The 16,645-nt window shown below is 67.4% G+C and carries 15 protein-coding genes and 2 tRNA genes; 6 read left to right on the top strand and 11 right to left on the bottom strand.

Annotation, left to right across the window (positions count from 1 at the left end):
* Position 1 precedes the first annotated feature (1 nt).
* From ACFYRU_RS10890 to ACFYRU_RS10880, 3 genes are read left to right on the top strand one after another with little or no spacing between them, the layout of a single operon-like run.
* On the top strand, positions 2-1,672 hold the full coding sequence (locus ACFYRU_RS10890) for a replication initiator (protein ID WP_387655876.1): 1,671 nt from the start codon (positions 2-4) through the stop codon (positions 1,670-1,672).
* A 17-nt stretch (positions 1,673-1,689) separates the two neighbouring features.
* Positions 1,690-1,902, top strand: a complete 213-nt coding sequence (locus tag ACFYRU_RS10885) for an excisionase family DNA-binding protein (RefSeq protein ID WP_387655874.1) — start codon at positions 1,690-1,692, stop codon at positions 1,900-1,902.
* 56 nt (positions 1,903-1,958) lie between these two features.
* Positions 1,959-3,131, top strand: a complete 1,173-nt coding sequence (locus ACFYRU_RS10880) for a tyrosine-type recombinase/integrase (protein ID WP_387655871.1) — start codon at positions 1,959-1,961, stop codon at positions 3,129-3,131.
* Here the strand turns inward: ACFYRU_RS10880 and ACFYRU_RS10875 are convergent.
* The 6 genes from ACFYRU_RS10875 to gyrB form a co-directional block, all read right to left on the bottom strand.
* Positions 3,110-3,185: transfer RNA gene (locus ACFYRU_RS10875), tRNA-Ala, on the bottom strand. The two genes, ACFYRU_RS10880 and ACFYRU_RS10875, sit on opposite strands and share 22 nt — an antisense overlap.
* A gap of 10 nt (positions 3,186-3,195) precedes the next feature.
* Positions 3,196-3,327: a DLW-39 family protein gene (locus tag ACFYRU_RS10870; protein WP_209696738.1), complete on the bottom strand. Its 132-nt coding sequence runs from the start codon at positions 3,325-3,327 to the stop codon at positions 3,196-3,198.
* 56 nt (positions 3,328-3,383) lie between these two features.
* Positions 3,384-3,457, bottom strand: a tRNA-Ile gene (locus ACFYRU_RS10865).
* A 97-nt stretch (positions 3,458-3,554) separates the two neighbouring features.
* Positions 3,555-4,400 (bottom strand): DUF3566 domain-containing protein, encoded by an 846-nt coding sequence (locus ACFYRU_RS10860; protein WP_387655867.1) that lies wholly within the window; start codon positions 4,398-4,400, stop codon positions 3,555-3,557.
* A complete protein-coding gene (gyrA, locus tag ACFYRU_RS10855) occupies positions 4,400-7,051 on the bottom strand; it encodes a DNA gyrase subunit A (RefSeq protein ID WP_387655865.1) in 2,652 nt (883 codons plus the stop codon). Before gyrA ends, ACFYRU_RS10860 begins: the two co-directional genes overlap by 1 nt.
* A 47-nt stretch (positions 7,052-7,098) precedes the next feature.
* Positions 7,099-9,189, bottom strand: a complete 2,091-nt coding sequence (gene gyrB / locus ACFYRU_RS10850; protein ID WP_387655864.1) for a DNA topoisomerase (ATP-hydrolyzing) subunit B — start codon at positions 9,187-9,189, stop codon at positions 7,099-7,101.
* A 303-nt stretch (positions 9,190-9,492) separates the two neighbouring features.
* On the opposite strand from gyrB, the gene ACFYRU_RS10845 reads away from it, so the two are divergent.
* The 3 genes from ACFYRU_RS10845 to ACFYRU_RS10835 are packed head-to-tail and all read left to right on the top strand — an operon-like array spanning position 9,493 to position 11,290.
* Positions 9,493-10,131: a hypothetical protein gene (locus tag ACFYRU_RS10845; RefSeq protein WP_387655861.1), complete on the top strand. Its 639-nt coding sequence runs from the start codon at positions 9,493-9,495 to the stop codon at positions 10,129-10,131.
* Positions 10,128-10,736: a hypothetical protein gene (locus tag ACFYRU_RS10840; RefSeq protein WP_387655858.1), complete on the top strand. Its 609-nt coding sequence runs from the start codon at positions 10,128-10,130 to the stop codon at positions 10,734-10,736. Before ACFYRU_RS10845 ends, ACFYRU_RS10840 begins: the two co-directional genes overlap by 4 nt.
* A complete protein-coding gene (locus ACFYRU_RS10835; protein WP_387655855.1) occupies positions 10,733-11,290 on the top strand; it encodes a hypothetical protein in 558 nt (185 codons plus the stop codon). The genes ACFYRU_RS10840 and ACFYRU_RS10835 overlap by 4 nt, the downstream gene beginning before the upstream one ends.
* Positions 11,291-11,300: 10 nt before the next feature.
* Here ACFYRU_RS10835 and ACFYRU_RS10830 read toward each other — a convergent pair whose 3' ends face one another.
* Genes ACFYRU_RS10830 through dnaN form a run of 5 tightly spaced genes read right to left on the bottom strand, consistent with a single transcriptional unit; the run spans position 11,301 to position 16,465 of the window.
* On the bottom strand, positions 11,301-12,638 hold the full coding sequence (locus ACFYRU_RS10830) for a hypothetical protein (protein ID WP_387655852.1): 1,338 nt from the start codon (positions 12,636-12,638) through the stop codon (positions 11,301-11,303).
* A gap of 49 nt (positions 12,639-12,687) precedes the next feature.
* Positions 12,688-13,239, bottom strand: a complete 552-nt coding sequence (locus tag ACFYRU_RS10825) for a DUF721 domain-containing protein (RefSeq protein ID WP_387655849.1) — start codon at positions 13,237-13,239, stop codon at positions 12,688-12,690.
* Positions 13,232-14,371, bottom strand: a complete 1,140-nt coding sequence (gene recF / locus ACFYRU_RS10820) for a DNA replication/repair protein RecF (RefSeq protein ID WP_387655847.1) — start codon at positions 14,369-14,371, stop codon at positions 13,232-13,234. The genes ACFYRU_RS10825 and recF overlap by 8 nt, the downstream gene beginning before the upstream one ends.
* A gap of 1 nt (position 14,372) precedes the next feature.
* The gene (gene gnd, locus ACFYRU_RS10815) at positions 14,373-15,293 is read right to left on the bottom strand and encodes a phosphogluconate dehydrogenase (NAD(+)-dependent, decarboxylating) (protein WP_387655844.1); all 921 of its coding nucleotides are present in this window, start codon (positions 15,291-15,293) and stop codon (positions 14,373-14,375) included.
* A 26-nt stretch (positions 15,294-15,319) separates the two neighbouring features.
* Positions 15,320-16,465: a DNA polymerase III subunit beta gene (gene dnaN / locus ACFYRU_RS10810; protein ID WP_387655841.1), complete on the bottom strand. Its 1,146-nt coding sequence runs from the start codon at positions 16,463-16,465 to the stop codon at positions 15,320-15,322.
* Positions 16,466-16,645: the final 180 nt, after the last annotated feature.

Below are 16,645 nucleotides of genomic sequence, written 5' to 3'. Positions count from 1 at the left end.
GATGACCAACACCGCAACGCACAACAGGATCACGCTGGACCGCTTCCCGCTGGACGTAGTACAAGACGTCGCCATCACCAACGGCGTGTGCGTCCGCCCGATCCTGAACCGCGTCATCGACACCGAGACCGGCACCGAACGTATCGTCGGCGTCTCCTGCGGGTCGACGCTCGTCTCGAAGTGTCCGCCGTGCGCCGAGGCAAACCGGCGGCTGCGGATGCAGCAGTGCCGCGAAGGCTGGCACCGAGACACCGAACTCGACCTCCCCGCCGACGACGACCAGCTCGAGGACGAGGCCGAGCCCGACGACGCCGGCACCGACGAGGAATCGACGCGCCGCGTTCGTTCGACCCGTCGACGCCAGGACGCACCGGACCTGCCACGAGTCCCGATGGACAAGCGCACGGTCGGTACGACGTTCCGCGCACCCAACGGCAAGACCTACCGCCCGTCGATGTTCCTCACCCTCACCCTCGACTCCTACGGCGCAACGCACCGTCTCCCGTACCGGGTCAAGGGCAAGCTCATGCCGTGCTCGTGCGGCGTCCACCACAGCCCGAACTCACCCGTTCTGTCGACACCGGTCGACCCGTCGACGTACGACTACCGCCGCGCCGCGCTCGACGCACTGCACTTCTCCAAGGGCGTCGACCGCTTCGTTCAGAACCTGCGCCGATGCGCGGGCTACAAGGCGCAGTACTTCGCCGTGGTCGAGCCACAGAAGCGCCTCGCTCCGCATCTGCACATGGCAGTCCGCGGTACCGTGCCGCGCGAGCTCGTCCGCCAGGTCGCCGCCGCCACCTACCACCAAGTGTGGTGGCCAGAGCATGAGACGCCCCTGTACGGCTCTCAGGCCGGCAACGACCTCCCTGTGTGGGACGAGTACGCCGAACGCTTCCTCGACCCCGCCACGGGCGTACTGCTGCCCACGTGGGACAACGCGTTGGACGACCTGGCCGCTGACCCCGCATCGCGGCCCGCGCACGTCGTCCGCTTCGGCGAACAAGTCGATTACAAGGGCATCGTCGCGGGGTCCGATGCCAAGGTCGGTAAGGCGATCGGCTACCTGACGAAGTACCTCGGCAAGGCGATCGGCGAGACGTACGGCGACGATCCCGCCGAGCTGCACTCCGCCCAGCTCGACCACCTGAACCGGCTGCACGAGCACGTCAAGGTTCTGCCCTGCTCGCCTACCTGCGCGAACTGGCTCCTGTACGGGATCACCCCGAAGGACGCGACCGGCAACCTCGTCCCCGGCGAATGCGACAGCAAAGCCCACGACCGCGAACACCTCGGCCTCGGCGGCCGCCGCGTCCTCGTTTCCCGCCAATGGACCGGCAAAACCCTGACCGACCACCGCGCCGACCGCGCCGAAGTCATCCGCCAAACCCTGGCCGCCGCCGGCGTCGAGATGGACGACCAAACCGCACTGTCCGTCCACCAGACCACCACCGACGACGAACAACCGCGGTTCATCTGGACCCCCGTACGCCCAGGCGACGAGGACGCACCCACACAAAAGGAAGTCCTGGCCCTGGCCTACAGCATCACCAAACGCATCCGCTGGCGCGAGCAATACGACGCAGCCAAACAACGCGCCCGCGACGGCACAGGACCACCGACCGACGGCAATTCGGCAACTGACCAACGACCCGCCACAACGGCGGCATGACTGGGGAGAGAGACGAGATGGACAGACTGTTGACCTATGCCGAGGCCGCCGAACTGCTCGGCACCTGGTCCACCACCAGCGGGCCTCGATTCCCTCGACGGCTGGTTGAGGAGCGCCGGATCCGCTTCGTCCGGGTCGGTCGCTACATCCGCATCCCGGAATCGGCAGTGCAGGAGTACATCGACCGACGCACAGTCGAGCCGGTTGTCATCCGTGGGCGGGCGGCCTGATGGCGGGTCGACGCTCGTTCGGCAGCGTTCGGCAACTCGCCTCAGGCCGGTGGCAGGTGCGCTACTACGGTCCGGATGGGCTCCGGCACAACGCTCCAGTTACGTACGAGCGAAAGAAGGATGCCGAGCTGGCGCTGTCCAAGCTCGCGGCTGATATAGCACGTGACGACTGGTTCGACCCGGAAGCCGGAAAGGTCGACCTTGGCCCGTGGGGCCGCGATTGGCTCGCTGAGCGCGATCTAGCCAAGACGACCCGCGAGAGGTACGAGTTCGCATTCCACGGCTACATCGAACCGACGTTCGGCAATCGGCCAATCAACGAGGTCAAGGAGAAGGACGTTCGGGGTTGGTACGCCGGGATGCTCGACACCGGTGCGGGTCGACCGAGTGCGGCCAAGGCGTACCGCGTTCTTCGGGCGATGCTGAACACCGCGCTGGATGACGGGATGATCAAGCGGAATCCGTGCCGGATCAAAGGGGCGGGCGACGACAAGAGTCCCGAGCGTCCGGTGTTGTCGATCGACGAGGTTCTTCGGGTGGTCGATGCGACGCCCCCGCGGCTGCGAATGATGGTTCTGCTGGCCACCTTCACGAGCCTGCGAATCGGCGAACTGGCTGCGCTGACTCGGCGGAACATCGATGTGTCCACAGGGTTTGTCACAGTGGTGGAGAACCAAGCCCAACTGAGCAATGGTGAGTTGTATCTGAAGGACCCGAAGTCAGCCGCCGGCCGCCGGTCTGTTCCGGTCCCGGATGACCTGCTGGACGAACTGAAGCAGCACCTGGCCGAGTACGCCGAGCCGGGGGAGGACGGTCGGGTGTTCGTTGGTCCGAAGGGAGGCAAGATCCGCCGGCAGAACTTCCGGAAGATCTGGATCAAGGCGTTGTCCAAGGCGAAGGTGCGGCAGGTTCACTTCCACGACCTGAGGCACACGGGAAACCAGTTCGCCGCCGACGACGGCGCGAGTCTCCGGGAACTGATGGAGCGGATGGGGCACTCCAGCCCACGTGCTGCGATGCGGTACCTGCACGTATCGAAGGGGCGCTCTCGCGAGATTGCGGTCAAGCTGAACGCTCGTCTCCGGGACGCGCGTCCTAAGCCCGGTCAAGACTCGTTAGGGCACGCGGAGGGCACGGAAGCCAAAAAGTCGTCTGAGATCGAGGGCATCGACAGCCTTGAATCGGGCCCTGACCTGCAGAAACACGATGGTGGAGACGAGGGGACTTGAACCCCTAACCCCTGCCTTGCAAAGGCAGTGCTCTGCCAGTTGAGCTACGCCCCCGTGAGGGTGGTCAGTGGCCCGGGGTTACCGGGTCGGCTACCTCGGCCCAGAGGTCCTTTTCGGCGCGGGACTGCTGGGTCTTCTTGTAGACGAAGTATCCACCGACGCCGGCCAGCAGTACCAGCAGGAACTTTCTCAGCACTGGAGACTCCTCGGATCGGGCCAAGCACGTTGTTACTTCGAAAACTACAGGAGGGGTGGGCCTAACTGGACTTGAACCAGTGACCTCTGCCTTATCAGGGCAGCGCTCTAACCGTCTGAGCTATAGGCCCGCGTACTGCGGTGTCGAACCCGGGAGAGATTACCGCACCAAGTGCCGTACTCCCAAACCGGTTACGACCGGGCCCCGGAAGGCCCGGCCGGGACGGCTCAGTCCTCCGACGCCAGCGTGACTTCGAGGCCGCCGAGGAGCGTGGCGGCGATGTTGTAGAGGAAGGATCCGAGGGTCGCGAGGGCGGTGATGATCAGCACATCGGCGCAGGCGAGCAGGGTGGTGAAGCCCATCACCTTGCCGGTGTTGATGTAGTTCTCCACCCGGAACGGCTCGCCGGTCGGCGTACCGAGTACCTCGCGGACGGTCGAGTTGATGTTGTCGAACACACCGGCCGCGCCGATCGCGGACCAGACGATGAAGACCGCGACCCAGGTGACGATGCCGAAGGCGATCGCGAGCAGGAACGCCGTCTTCATCACCGACCACGGGTCGATCCGGGACATCCGCAGCCGCGCCTTCCGCGTCTGCGGCCGGCCGGACGCCTTCGCGTCCTTCTCCGCGAGCCGGGCCTCCTTGGCTTCGGCACGCTCCGCCGACTTGTCCGGCTTGGCTGCCTTCACCGCGGCGGCCTTGTCCAGCACCGCCTGACGGGCCGCGTTCATCCGGTCACCGAACGACTCGGTCTTGGCCTCCGGCTGTTCGCCGTACGACGCTGCGCCGGCGGATGCACCGTTCGCCCAGGGCTCCGGGCGGCCCGGCGTACTCGGAGCGGGCTGCTGCGGAGCGGCTGGTCTCGCCTGCGGGCGGTACTCACCCGACGGCCGCTGGCCGTTCGGCGTACCTGTCCTCTGCTGGCCGTTGGCGCCCGGGACGCCGTTGGTACGACCGTTGGAAGCCGGGGTGGCCGGGGCAGCAGACGGCGACCCACCCGGCGCGGTGCGCTGGGACTTGGAGCCGTCGGCCGCACCTTCAGGCCATGTCGGCCTCGCGCGGTTGGTCATCAGTCACCCTCCTGGCCGGCTTCGTCGCTTTCGACGGTAGCCGCGCCGTCAACCTCCGTCGAACGCTCGTCACCATTGTGGACGCTCTCAGAGGTCGATTCGGTTGTCGATCCGTCCACATTCTGGGCATCTTCAGCGACAGTACCCGCCTCGGCGGCGTCTGACTCCTCCAGAGCGACGGTCAGATCGGTGTTCCGGGCGATCGCGACGACCGCGTCGGACTCGCCGACCCCGGCGAACCGGACGCCCATCGTGTCCCGGCCCTTGACCGGCACGCTGTCGACCCGGCTACGGACGACCTGGCCGCTGGCCTTGATCGCGAGCACCTGGTCGTCGTCGGTCACGATGATCGCGCCGACCAGCGAGCCGCGCTCGTCGTTCAGCTTGACGGCCTTGATCCCGAGCCCGCCACGACCCTGCTGGCGGTACTCCGAGACCTTCGAGCGCTTGGCGTACCCGGCGTCGGTCACGGTGAAGACGAACTGTGCGTCCTCCTCGGAACCGGCCCGGATCACCGACATCGACAGCAGCTCGTCGCCGGCGCGGAACTTCATCCCGGTGACGCCGGACGTGGCCCGGCCCATCGGCCGCAGCTGGTCGTCGTTCGCGGTGAAGCGGATCGACTGGCCCTTGCGGGAGACCAGGATCAGGTCGTCCTCGGCGGTGGCCAGGTCGGCGCCGATCAGTTCGTCGTCGTCCTCGCGGAAGTTCACCGCGATGATGCCGCTCTGCCGCGCGGAGTCGTAGTCCCGCAGGGCCGTCTTCTTGACCAGGCCCTTCTTGGTCGCGAGCACCAGGTAGTCCGACTGGTCGTAGTCGCGCAGCGTCAGCACCTGGGCGATCTCCTCGTCCGGCTGGAACGAGAGCAGACCGGCAACGTGCGATCCCTTGGCGTCGCGCGCGGACTCGGGCAGCTGCCACACCTTGGCCCGGTAGACCCGGCCCTTGGTGGTGAAGAACAGCATCCAGTGGTGGTTCGTGGTGGCGAAGAAGTGGTTGATCTCGTCCTCAGCCCGGAGCGCAGCGCCGCGGACGCCCTTGCCGCCGCGGTTCTGCGTCCGGTAGAGGTCGGTCTTCGTCCGCTTGGCGTAGCCGCCGCGGGAGATGGTGACGACCACGTCCTCGTCCGGTACCAGGTCCTGCACCGACAGGTCGCCGTCGGCAGCGATGATCTCGGTACGCCGCTCGTCGCCGTACCGCTCGACGATCTCGCCGAGCTCGTCCTTGACGATGGTCCGCTGCCGCTCCGGGCTGGCCAGGATGTCCTCGAGGTCGGCGATGATCGCCTCGAGCTCCTGCAACCGCTCGACGATCTTCTGCCGCTCCAGGGCGGCCAGCCGGCGCAGCTGCATGTCCAGAATCGCCTGCGCCTGGATCTCGTCGATGTCAAGCAGTTGCATCAGGCCGGTGCGGGCGTCGTCGACGTCGGGGCTGCGCCGGATCAGCGCGATCACCTCGTCGAGGGCGTCCAGCGCCTTCACGTACCCGCGGTAGATGTGCGCGTTCTTCTCAGCGTCGCGCAGCCGGTACCGGGTGCGCCGCTGGATGACCTCGATCTGGTGGTCGATCCAGTGGCTGATGAACAGGTCCACGCTGAGCGTGCGCGGTACGCCGTCGACCAGGGCGAGCATGTTGCAGCCGAAGGTGTCCTGCAGCGGCGTGTGCTTGTAGAGGTTGTTCAGTACGACGCGGGGCTGCGCGTCGCGCTTCAGCACGATGACCAGGCGCTGACCGGTCCGGGACGAGCTGTCGTCACGGATGTCGGCGATGCCGTTGACCTTCCCGGTGTTCACCAGTTCGGCGATCTTGAGCGCCAGGTTGTCCGGGTTCACCATGTACGGCAGCTGGGTGACGACCAGGCTGGTCCGGCCCTTGGCGTCCTCTTCGATGTCGACGACCGCGCGCATCGTGACCGAACCACGGCCGGTGCGGTACGCGTCGTCGATGCCCTTGTAGCCGACGATCAGCGCGCCGTTCGGGAAATCGGGGCCCTTGATGTGCTGCAGGCAGGCCTCGAGCAGCTCCTCACGGGTCGCGTCCGGGTGCTCCAGCGCCCAGTCGACGGCGGCCGCGACCTCACGCAGGTTGTGCGGCGGGATGTTCGTCGCCATGCCGACCGCGATACCGGACGAGCCGTTGACGAGCAGGTTCGGGAAGCGGGCCGGCAGGATCACCGGCTCCTGCGACTTGCCGTCGTAGTTCGGCCGGAAGTCGACGGTCTCCTGGTCGATGTCGCGGACCATCTCCATCGCCAGCGGCGCCATCCGGCACTCGGTGTACCGCATCGCGGCCGCGGGGTCGTTACCGGGCGAACCGAAGTTGCCCTGGCCCTGGATCAGCGGCGCGCGCATCACCCACGGCTGCGCCAGCCGGACCAGGGTGTCGTAGATCGCCGAGTCACCGTGCGGGTGGTACTGACCCATCACGTCACCGACGACGCGCGAGCACTTGTTGAAACCACGGTCCGGCCGATAGCCGCCGTCGTACATCGCGTAGAGGATGCGGCGGTGTACCGGCTTCAGCCCGTCGCGGACCTCGGGCAGCGCGCGGCCGACGATCACGGCCATCGCGTAGTCGAGGTACGACTGCTGCATCTCGGTCTGCAGGTCGAGCGGCTCGACCCGGTCGTGGCCAGTGGGGGTCTCGGTCATGAAAAGTCCCGTTCAGAAGATCAGTACGTCGGTGAGCAGCAGCGAGATCAGATGTCGAGGAAGCGGACGTCCTTGGCGTTGCGCTGGATGAAACTGCGCCGCGCCTCGATGTCGTCGCCCATCAGGGTCTGGAACGTCTCGTCGGCGCGGATCGCGTCGTCCAGCGTGATCTGCAGCAGCACCCGGTTCGCCGGGTCCATCGTGGTGTCCCACAGCTCGTTCGCGTTCATCTCGCCCAGACCCTTGTAGCGCTGGATCGGGTTCTCCTTGGGCAGCTTCTTGCCGGCCTCGGCACCCGCCTCGAGCAGTCCGTCGCGCTCACGGTCGGTGTACGCGAGCTCGTGCGGCTGGTTGCTCCAGCGGATCTTGTACAGCGGCGGCTGGGCCGCGTACACGTGACCGCGCTCGATCAGCGGCCGCATGAACCGGAACAGCAGGGTCAGCAGCAGCGTCCGGATGTGCTGGCCGTCGACGTCGGCGTCGGCCATGATCACGATCTTGTGGTACCGGAGCTTGTCCTCGTCGAAGTCCTCGTGGATCCCGGTGCCGAGGGCGGAGATGATCGCCTGGACCTCGTTGTTCTGCAGGACCTTGTCGATCCGGGCCTTCTCGACGTTCAGGATCTTGCCGCGGATCGGCAGGATGGCCTGGAACTTCGGGTCCCGGCCGCCCTTCGCGGAGCCACCGGCCGAGTCACCCTCGACGATGTAGACCTCGCACTCCTCCGGGTTGGTCGACTGGCAGTCGGCCAGCTTGCCGGGGAGGCCGCCGCCGCCGAGCAGACCCTTGCGGTTGCGGGCCAGGTCGCGGGCCTTGCGGGCCGCGATCCGGGCGCTCGCCGCGGCGCTCGCCTTGCGGATGATCTCGCGGCCCTCGGCCGGGTTCTGCTCGAACCAGGCGCCGAGCCGGTCGTTCACGACCCGCTGGACGAAGCCCTTGACCTCGGTGTTGCCGAGCTTGGTCTTGGTCTGGCCCTCGAACTGCGGCTCGGCGAGCTTGACCGAGATGATCGCGGTCAGGCCTTCCCGGATGTCGTCACCGGTGAGCCTGTCCTCTTTCTTCTTGATCATGCCCTGGTCCTCGCCGAAGCTGTTGACCAGCGAGGTGAGCGCGGCCCGGAAGCCTTCTTCGTGCGTGCCGCCCTCGTGGGTGTTGATCGCGTTCGCGAAGGTGTGCACGGACTCCTGGAACGAGCCGCTCCACTGCAGCGCGACCTCGAGGCTCATCGTGTCGTCGGCCTGGGCCGCCTCGAACGAGATCACGTCGCGGTGCACCGTCTCGCGGATGCCGGTCAGGTACTTCACGTAGTCGACCAGGCCGTCGTCGTACCGGAAGGACTGCTCGAGCGGCTTGCCGTCCTCGTCGAGGTGGTCGGGCCGCTCGTCGCGGATCACCAACTCGAGGCCCTTGTTCAGGAACGCGTACTCGCGGAAGCGGGTGGCCAGCGTCTCGTACGAGTACGTGGTGGTCTCGAAGACGTCCGGGCTGGCCCAGAAGGTGATCGTCGTACCGTTCGACGTCGACGTACCGATCTCGGCGAGGTCGGCGTCCGGGACGCCCATCGTGAAGGACTGGGTGTACAGCTTGCCGTCCTTCTTCACGTCGACCTTGAGCTTGCTGGACAGCGCGTTCACCACCGAGACACCGACGCCGTGCAGACCGCCGGACACCTTGTAACCGCCGCCGCCGAACTTGCCGCCGGCGTGCAGCACGGTCAGTACGACCGTGACGGCCGGCTTGCCCTCGGACTCGACGATGTCGACCGGGATGCCACGGCCGTTGTCCTCGACGCTGACGCCGCCGTCGGCGAGCAGCGTGACGACGATCCGGTCGCCGTACCCCGCCATCGCCTCGTCGACCGAGTTGTCGACCACCTCGGTGACCAGGTGGTGCAGGCCGCGCTCACCGGTGGACCCGATGTACATCCCCGGACGCTTGCGGACCGCGTCCAGCCCCTCCAGGACCTGGATCGCGCTCGCGTCGTACTCGCGCTCGACGACCGAGGACGGGATCGCGTCCAGATCGGGTGCGGGGGCAGCACTGGGGCCGATGGGGTCGGCGGACTGGTTGGCGTCGATCTCGATCGGCTCGTCGGTCACCGGTGGTTGTCCTCCTCGGACCCCGCGTTCGCGAGGCATCGCGGCACAGTTGAGCCGCCCTCTACGGTGATGGCAAAGGTGCGGCTCGCTCTACGCCGTCCATTCTACCTGTCGACCGAAGCAGAACCTGCCACCAGGCGCCTGAAACTCACCTCAGGGCGTCTTTTCTCCCTCATCTCCATGTCCCCTCTCGCGGGAGGGGGGCCGGAAAGCGCTCACGGGCACTCAGTGGCCTTCGGGTGTTTCGCGACTGACGGTTTCGGCACCGACCGGTCCAGTCCGCATACCCGGGTGCCGGGCGGCCTGCCCGGCGCGCACCCACGGACCCTTAGGATCGCAGCCGTGGAAAGTCTCGACGAGGTCATCGATGCGATGATCGCCGACCGGGTGATTCACCGGCACCGGCGGATCTGGCTGGTTGTGATCGCCCTCGTCGTAGCGGCGATCCTGGTGGTGCTGGCGACCGGCGGCTGGAAAGAGAAGAAGGGCCGTACGGTCCCGACGCTCGAGGCGCCGGCCACGGTGACCGCCGGCCGGTTCGAGTTCACCTTCACCAAGGCCGAGATCGTCCGGAAGCCGAAGACCGACTACAGCAAGGCCGAGGCCAGCCTCAAGGTGTACTTCACTGCGAAGAACATCGACTCCGAGGAACAGACCAGCGACTTCGTGGCCGGCGAACTGATCCGCTTCGTGCCCGGCGGCGGCAAGGACCTGGTCGAATCCAACGGCGACGCCTGCAAGGGCGACAACCTGGGCTGGCTGCTGGTGTACGGACTGCCCCCTGAGGACTGCAGTACGAAGTTCGACGTCGACCCGGACTTCAACGCCGACGTCGTCGAGATCGGTGTTCTTCAGGAGCACTACGAATCGGACAACTCCGCTCTGGGAGCGAACGACAAGCCGTACTGGCAGAGCCCGGATGCGGCCGCGGTCGTGCGGCTGAAGCCGACCGTTGTCGTCGACGACGGGAAGACGAAATGAAGCTGTACCGCCCGGCGACCATCTTGGTCGGTCTGCTGTTCGTCCTGCTCGGCGGCGTCGTGCGGCTGGCCACTCCGGACAGCCTGTACCACGACACACCGAACCTCGCGATCGTCCGCGGCCAGATCGGCCAGCCCCTGCGGTACGCGGGCAGCGGGTCGACGATGAAGGTGACCCGGATCAAGTTCGCGCGGAAGATCCTCAGCGCCAAGGCGAGCGACGACGACAAGCCGATCGACACCAACGGCATCTACGTCGCGGTCGAGTGGGACGCGGTCCGCGGCGTGCAGAAGCCGGACTCCTTCACCCCGACGCTGACGACCGACAGTGGCAGCGTGTACGCACCGGTCAGCGACCCGACCGAGAGCGCGATCGACTTCCCGGACGCCGGCTTCGCGCGCACCGGTGCAGTCGTGTTCGAGGCCAACCCCGCCGATCTGAAGGGCCTGACCCTGAGACTGAAGCCGACCATGTTGTTCAACGTCTACAACTCGGAGATCCGCGTGGATCTGGGGATCCCGACCGAGGCGATCGCGCAACAGTTGGTCGACACCGCCGAGGACCAGTACGTCGTGAACGAATCCGTGACGCGGGTGGCGTCGTGACGATCGGCGGCCGGGCGACCCGGCTCGTCGTACAGATCCTGGTGCTGGCCGCGCTGCTGGCGCTCGCGACGTTCGTCATGCTGCGTCCGTACCTCAGCGACGACGAGCGGGTGTACGAAGAGGGCCGGATCGACAGGGTCGTCAGCCAGGGGCCGGTGACGGTCTCGGACGTCGAGTGGAAGCTCGACTCGCTGAAGGCGTACACCACGATCCTGGACGACAAGGGCGAGCCGATCGAGCTCGCCGGCCCGGCCGGGACCACGATCGTGGTCGCCTCGATCACGGTGACGCCGAAGCGCGGTACGTACCTCAAGGACCGCGGTTTCACCTGCGACGCGGTGCTGCGCGACAGCAAGGGCAACACCTGGGACGACACCCAGGCGTACGGCTACCCGCTACCGACGTACTGCGGTGACGACGACCACCCGTTCACGATGGACAAGCCGGCGCAGATCGCCAAGATCTACATCGTGCCGAAGAACGACGTACCGAACCTCATCGGCATCACCACCGAGGACTTCTACCTGCACAAGCGGGTCCTGATCACCCCCTGACCCCGCGGAGTCAGACGGGCTGCGGCTGGGCAACCTTCGGCGGCTTCGCTTCGGCGATCGCCTTCGCCTCGACACGCCGCTCGCTGCCGACCGAGATGCACAGGTCGAACGCGGCCGCCAGCAGGGCGATCCGAAGCGGCTCGAAGATCAGGCCCTCGACCAGGCTGGAGATCTCCATGTTCATCAGGCCCCAGTACTGGCCGTGGATGCCGATCAGCCGCTGGACCGCCACGAACGCCCAGTCGTCGGCGAGCACCCAGAGCGTGTAGACAAGACACACCACCCCGAGGAACACCGGACCGACCCGGACGAGCAACCGGAACGCGTTGAGCGCCGGGTAGAACTTCTCCCGCAGACCGCCCAGCACCAGATCCGGTGCCTTGGCGGTCAGAGTGACCAGCCGGCCGCGCTGCATCTCCTCCTGCTGGGCGCCCTGCGCGCCGAGCCGTTGCTCGAGCCGCGTCCCACGGAAGACGCCGCCGCTCGACAGGACGCGGTGGCCGAAGACCACGGTGGTGATCGCCAGCCAGGTCAGCGGTTCGGCGATGCCGTCCTTGAAGAGCGGCCACAGCGAGTCCCAGAAGAAGCCCCAGAGGAACACGATGCCGGCCGGGATCGGGATGTGGATCTGCTCGAAGAAGCCCTTGAAGCCGTCCCACCAGTCCAGCGACCAGTACCAGAAGCTCCGGTCCTTGAACCAGTCCTTGCCCTCGGCCACCGCGAACGGCGTGATCACGAAGGTGAGCAGCACGAAGAAGGACTCCGCCCAGACCTGCGCGAACTTCACCGGCCGGCTCGGCCACCGGTCGTCGACGGACTGCAGCACCCTGCGGAGCACCAGCAGGATGATCAGCGCCGGGAGGTAGTTGTGCCAGGTGTGGATTCCCACCTTGAAGAACCCGGAGCCCTGCTGCGTCCCGTTCTGGACCAGGAAGGTCGCACTCAACTGGCTGACCTGCTTGTCGAAGAAGCCCCAAGCGGACCAGACCGCAACCAGTGGCAGCAGCGTGACTGCGAGCAACTCCAGCACCCCGCGCTGGGTCGGGTCCGAGGTTTCCTCGGCCTCACTGCCCGCCGCGTCCCGCCAGCGGTACAGCGACATCGCACAGGTCCGGATCATGCCGACCGTCGCGGTGATCTGCAGCAGCACGCCGACGGCGAACAGACCGGTACCAAGGCTCGAGTGCAGGTGCTTGGCCAGCCAGATCGCACCTTGCGAGCAGACGGTGAAGCCGAGGAACCCGGCGACCCACCAGGTGCTCATGGGCAGCAGGTTCTTCCACCAGAGCCGGAACGTATCCCCGATCAGGTGGACCATCTCGCGAAAGCCGTCGACGAGCGTGCGCATCGCGCCTGATCCTAGGGGAGCCGTGGGTCGTGCGAGCAATCGAGCCCGGTTATCCGTAGGTGTCCCGGGGTCCGCGGCCGCCGCGGACGGTGCGGGTGCCCTTGCGCCAGGTGTAGGTGTTGGGGCCGAGGACCTTCACCTGGGTGACGGTGTGTTCGCCGAGTTCGGCGTTGAGGCGGAACAGGAGTTGGGGGACGAGGAGGTCGAGTTGGACCTTCCACGCGGTGGACGACGTACGGACGGTGAGCACGGTGTCGTCGTACGACTCCGGCTTGCAGTGTTCGGCCATCTCGGGACCGACGATGGTCTGCCAGCGCGCCATCACGCCGTGGACGGCGACGTCGACTTCCCAGCCCTGGTCGCGCATCAGCCGGCCGAGCGTGTTGGTCAGCTTCTGCGGGTCGCGGTCATCGGGGCGGGCGCTGCTGATCTGGGCGCCGTCGATCCGCGGCCGGCGGCGGCGCTTGACCGGCTTGATGCCGCCCTTGGCGGCCTGTTGCTTGAGCCGACCGGCCAGCGACTTCGCCAGCTCCAGGCCCTGCTTGTCGTGCTCTTCTTCGCTCTCAGGGACGCTCTCAGAGGAATCCGGGGGTTCAGGCACGCTGAACGACCCCCTCACCCACCTCGAAGCGCGCCCCACTGAGCTCAGCGGGCACGTCAGCGCCGACCGCCGCGGTCACCAGCACCTGTTCGGCCGGTACGACCAGCTCGGCCAGCCGGTCCCGGCGCTGCGAGTCGAGCTCGGCGAACACGTCGTCGAGGATCAGCACCGGCTCACCTCCGTCCGCGCGGAGCAGTTCGTACGAGGCCAGTCGCAGCGCGAGCGCGAACGACCAGGACTCACCGTGACTCGCGTACCCCTTCGCGGGCAAGTCCCCGAGCCCGAGTACGACGTCGTCGCGGTGCGGCCCGACCAGCGAGACGCCACGATCCAGCTCGTCCTGCCGCTTCTCTCGTACGGCGGCCAGCAGTACCTCCTCGAGCTGCTCCCGGGACGCGACACCGGGCTCGAGCAGTACCGACGACTTGTACTCGAGCCGCGCATCACCCTTGCCGCGGGCAACCGCGTCGTACGAGCTGGACACCAGCGGCCGCAGGGCCTCGAGCAACTCCAGACGGGTCGCGAGCAGCTCGGCCCCGCTCCGGGCGAGGTGCGAATCCCACACCTCGAGCGTGCGCAACTGCCCCTCGGCGGCGCTCGACCGGTTCTGCCGGCGGGCCTGCGACGCGCTCCGGAGCAACGAGTTCCGCTGCTTGAGCACCCGGTCGTAGTCCTGCCGGACGCCGGCCATCCGCGGCGCCCGCAGCGTCAGGAGTTCGTCCAGGAAGCGGCGACGCTCGGACGGGTCACCCTTCACGAGCGCGAGATCCTCGGGCGCGAACAGCACCGTCCGGAGCAGGCCGAGCACTTCCCGCGGCCGCGGTACCGGCGAGCGGTTGATCCGGGCCCGGTTCGCCTTCCCCGGGTTGATCTCCAGCTCGACGATCACGTCCCGGTCGTACTGGCTGCGGATCTCGGTCCGGACGATCGCCCGGGTGGCACCGGCGCGCACCAACGGTGCATCGTTCGCCACCCGGTGCGAACCGAGCGTCGCGGTGTAATGGATCGCCTCGACCAGGTTGGTCTTGCCGTGGCCGTTCGGGCCGACGAAGGCCGTCACGCCCTGAGTGAGCTGGACCTCCGCCTGCTGGTAGGACCGGAAGTCGAGCAGACCCAGGGCGGTGACGTACACCTCAGTGCTTCGGCGGGGTGGCGTACGACGGGTCGGCGGCCTCGGCACCCTTCACCGCGTGACCACCGAACTGGTTGCGCATCGCGGCGATCGCCTTCATCGCCGGCGAGTCCTCCTGCCGGGACGCGAACCGGGCGAACAGCGCCGCCGAGATGGCCGGCACCGGTACGGCCAGGTCGATCGCGGCCTCGACGGTCCACCGGCCCTCACCGGAGTCGTCGGCGTACCCGCGGATCTTCTCCAGGTGGTTGTCGTCCTCGAGCGCGTTCACCAGCAGGTCCAGCAGCCAGGACCGGATCACGGTGCCCTCACGCCAGGACTGGAACGCCTCCGGCACGTTCTCGACGATGTCGGCGGCCTCGAGCAGCTCGTAGCCCTCGGCGTACGCCTGCATGATGCCGTACTCGATGCCGTTGTGGACCATCTTCGAGAAGTGACCCGCGCCGACCTTGCCGGCGTGCACGAAGCCGAACTCGCCCTCGGGCTTGAGCGCCTCGAAGATCGGCATCACCACGTCGACGGTGTCCTTGTCGCCGCCGCACATCAGCGCGTAGCCGTTCTCCAGGCCCCAGACACCGCCGGACACACCGCAGTCGACGAAGCGGATGTTCTTCTCGGCCAACTGGGCGGCGCGGCGGGTGTCGTCGGTCCAGCGGCTGTTGCCGCCGTCGATCACGATGTCGCCGGGGGAGAGCAGCTCGGCCAGTTCGGTGACGACCGGGTCGATGGCCTGCACCGGCACCATCACCCAGACCACCTTCGGCTGGCCGGCGGCGGTCAGCTTGCCGACCATGTCGGCAAGGTCCTTGGAGTCGGAGATTTCCTGGTTGTTGTCGAATCCGACCACGGTATGCCCCGCGTTGCGGATCCGCTGGCGCATGTTGCCGCCCATCTTGCCGAGACCGACAAGGCCGAGCTCCATCTGAATCCCCTTGTTCTGTTGGCTTTTCAGCTGTTCAGGCGGACCGGCATCAGCACGTACCGGAACTCACTGATCGGTTCGCCGTCGAAGTCCCGCACACCGGTCAGTTCGGCCGGCTTCGTCGCCTGCGTGAAGGCCAGGTGCGCGACCGGCGTACCGATCGCACCGAGACCGTCGAGCAGGTACGTCGGATTGAAGCCTACGGTCACCGGATCGCCGACCACTCGCGCCTCGAGCGACTCCGACGCCTGCGCCTCGTCGCCGCTGCCGGCGTCGAGGGTGACGCTGTCCTCGTCGAAGGTCAGCCGGACCGGGGCGTTCCGCTCCGCGACCAGGGCGACTCGCTTGACCGCCTCGACCAGCGTCGCGGTGTCGATCCGGACCCGGGTCGCGATCGCCGAGTCGGTCGGGATGATGCCGCGCACCTTCGGGAACTCGCCGTCCAGCAGCCGGGTGGTGGCGCGCCGGTTGCCACCGGACACCTCGCCCTCGAAGCCGACGATGCCGTCGCCGGTGCCAGGAGCGGCCAGCGAGACGATGACGTCCGAGCCGGTCATCGCCTTCGCGGTCTCGGACAGGACCCTGGCCGGGACCAGCGCCGCCGCGGACGCGTCGGGGGACTGGGGGTTCCACTCCAGCTCACGGATCGCCAGCCGGTACCGGTCGGTGGCCAGCAGGGAGATCGTGGAGCCCTCGATCTCGACCCGGACCCCGGTCAGTACCGGAAGGGTGTCTTCCCGGCCGGCCGCGGTGACGACCTGTGAGACGGCCTGGGCGAAGACGTCGGCCTTCACCGTGCCGCTCGCGGCCGGAAGCTCCGGCAGGGCCGGATATTCCTCTGTGGGAAGCGTCTGGAGCGTGAAGCGCGAGCTGCCACAGGTGACCTGTGCCTTCGCGCCGTCCACGGCGACGTCCACGGGCTGGTTCGGAAGGCTCTTGGAGATGTCGGCGACCAGCCGGCCGGAGATCAGGCACTTGCCGGCGTCGGCGACCTGCGCGGGCACCGTCACCCGGACTGAGGTCTCGTAGTCGAAGCCGGACAGGGTGATCTGCCCGTCCTCGGCCTCGACCAGAAGGCCGGCGAGGATCGGGACGCTGGGACGACTGGGCAAACTGCGCGCGGCCCAGGCCACCGACTCGGCCAGTACGTCGCGCTCGACGCGAAACTTCACCGCTGGGTGCCTCCTGTTTCGGCTGTGTGCCAGGCAGATCCTGCCACGGACAAGTGTGCTGTGCGCCAATCGGGCCAGACGTGGCGCTTCGGGCGGGTCGCGTCGGCGTCGTACCGGTCGAGCTCTTGGTGCTTGTTCTGGTGCTTCCTGGGAACAGCCTGACAGGTCCCGCAAGCCGGC

It is taken from the genome of Kribbella sp. NPDC004536, from assembly GCF_042873835.1.
Taxonomy (GTDB): Bacteria; Actinomycetota; Actinomycetes; order Propionibacteriales; family Kribbellaceae; genus Kribbella.
The sequence above is the reverse complement of the archived record's forward strand: the minus strand, read 5'-3'. Positions and strand labels throughout refer to the sequence as shown.

Excerpts from the sequence above, each read along its gene's own strand:
- ACFYRU_RS10890 (WP_387655876.1), top strand. The coding sequence starts at position 2 with ATGACCAACACCGCAACGCACAACAGGATCACGCTGGACCGCTTCCCG.
- ACFYRU_RS10885 (WP_387655874.1), top strand. The coding sequence starts at position 1,690 with ATGGACAGACTGTTGACCTATGCCGAGGCCGCCGAACTGCTCGGCACC.
- ACFYRU_RS10860 (WP_387655867.1), bottom strand. The coding sequence starts at position 4,400 with ATGACCAACCGCGCGAGGCCGACATGGCCTGAAGGTGCGGCCGACGGC.
- gyrA (WP_387655865.1), bottom strand. The coding sequence starts at position 7,051 with ATGACCGAGACCCCCACTGGCCACGACCGGGTCGAGCCGCTCGACCTG.
- gyrB (WP_387655864.1), bottom strand. The coding sequence starts at position 9,189 with ATGCCTCGCGAACGCGGGGTCCGAGGAGGACAACCACCGGTGACCGAC.
- ACFYRU_RS10840 (WP_387655858.1), top strand. The coding sequence starts at position 10,128 with ATGAAGCTGTACCGCCCGGCGACCATCTTGGTCGGTCTGCTGTTCGTC.
- ACFYRU_RS10830 (WP_387655852.1), bottom strand. The coding sequence starts at position 12,638 with ATGCGCACGCTCGTCGACGGCTTTCGCGAGATGGTCCACCTGATCGGG.
- gnd (WP_387655844.1), bottom strand. The coding sequence starts at position 15,293 with ATGGAGCTCGGCCTTGTCGGTCTCGGCAAGATGGGCGGCAACATGCGC.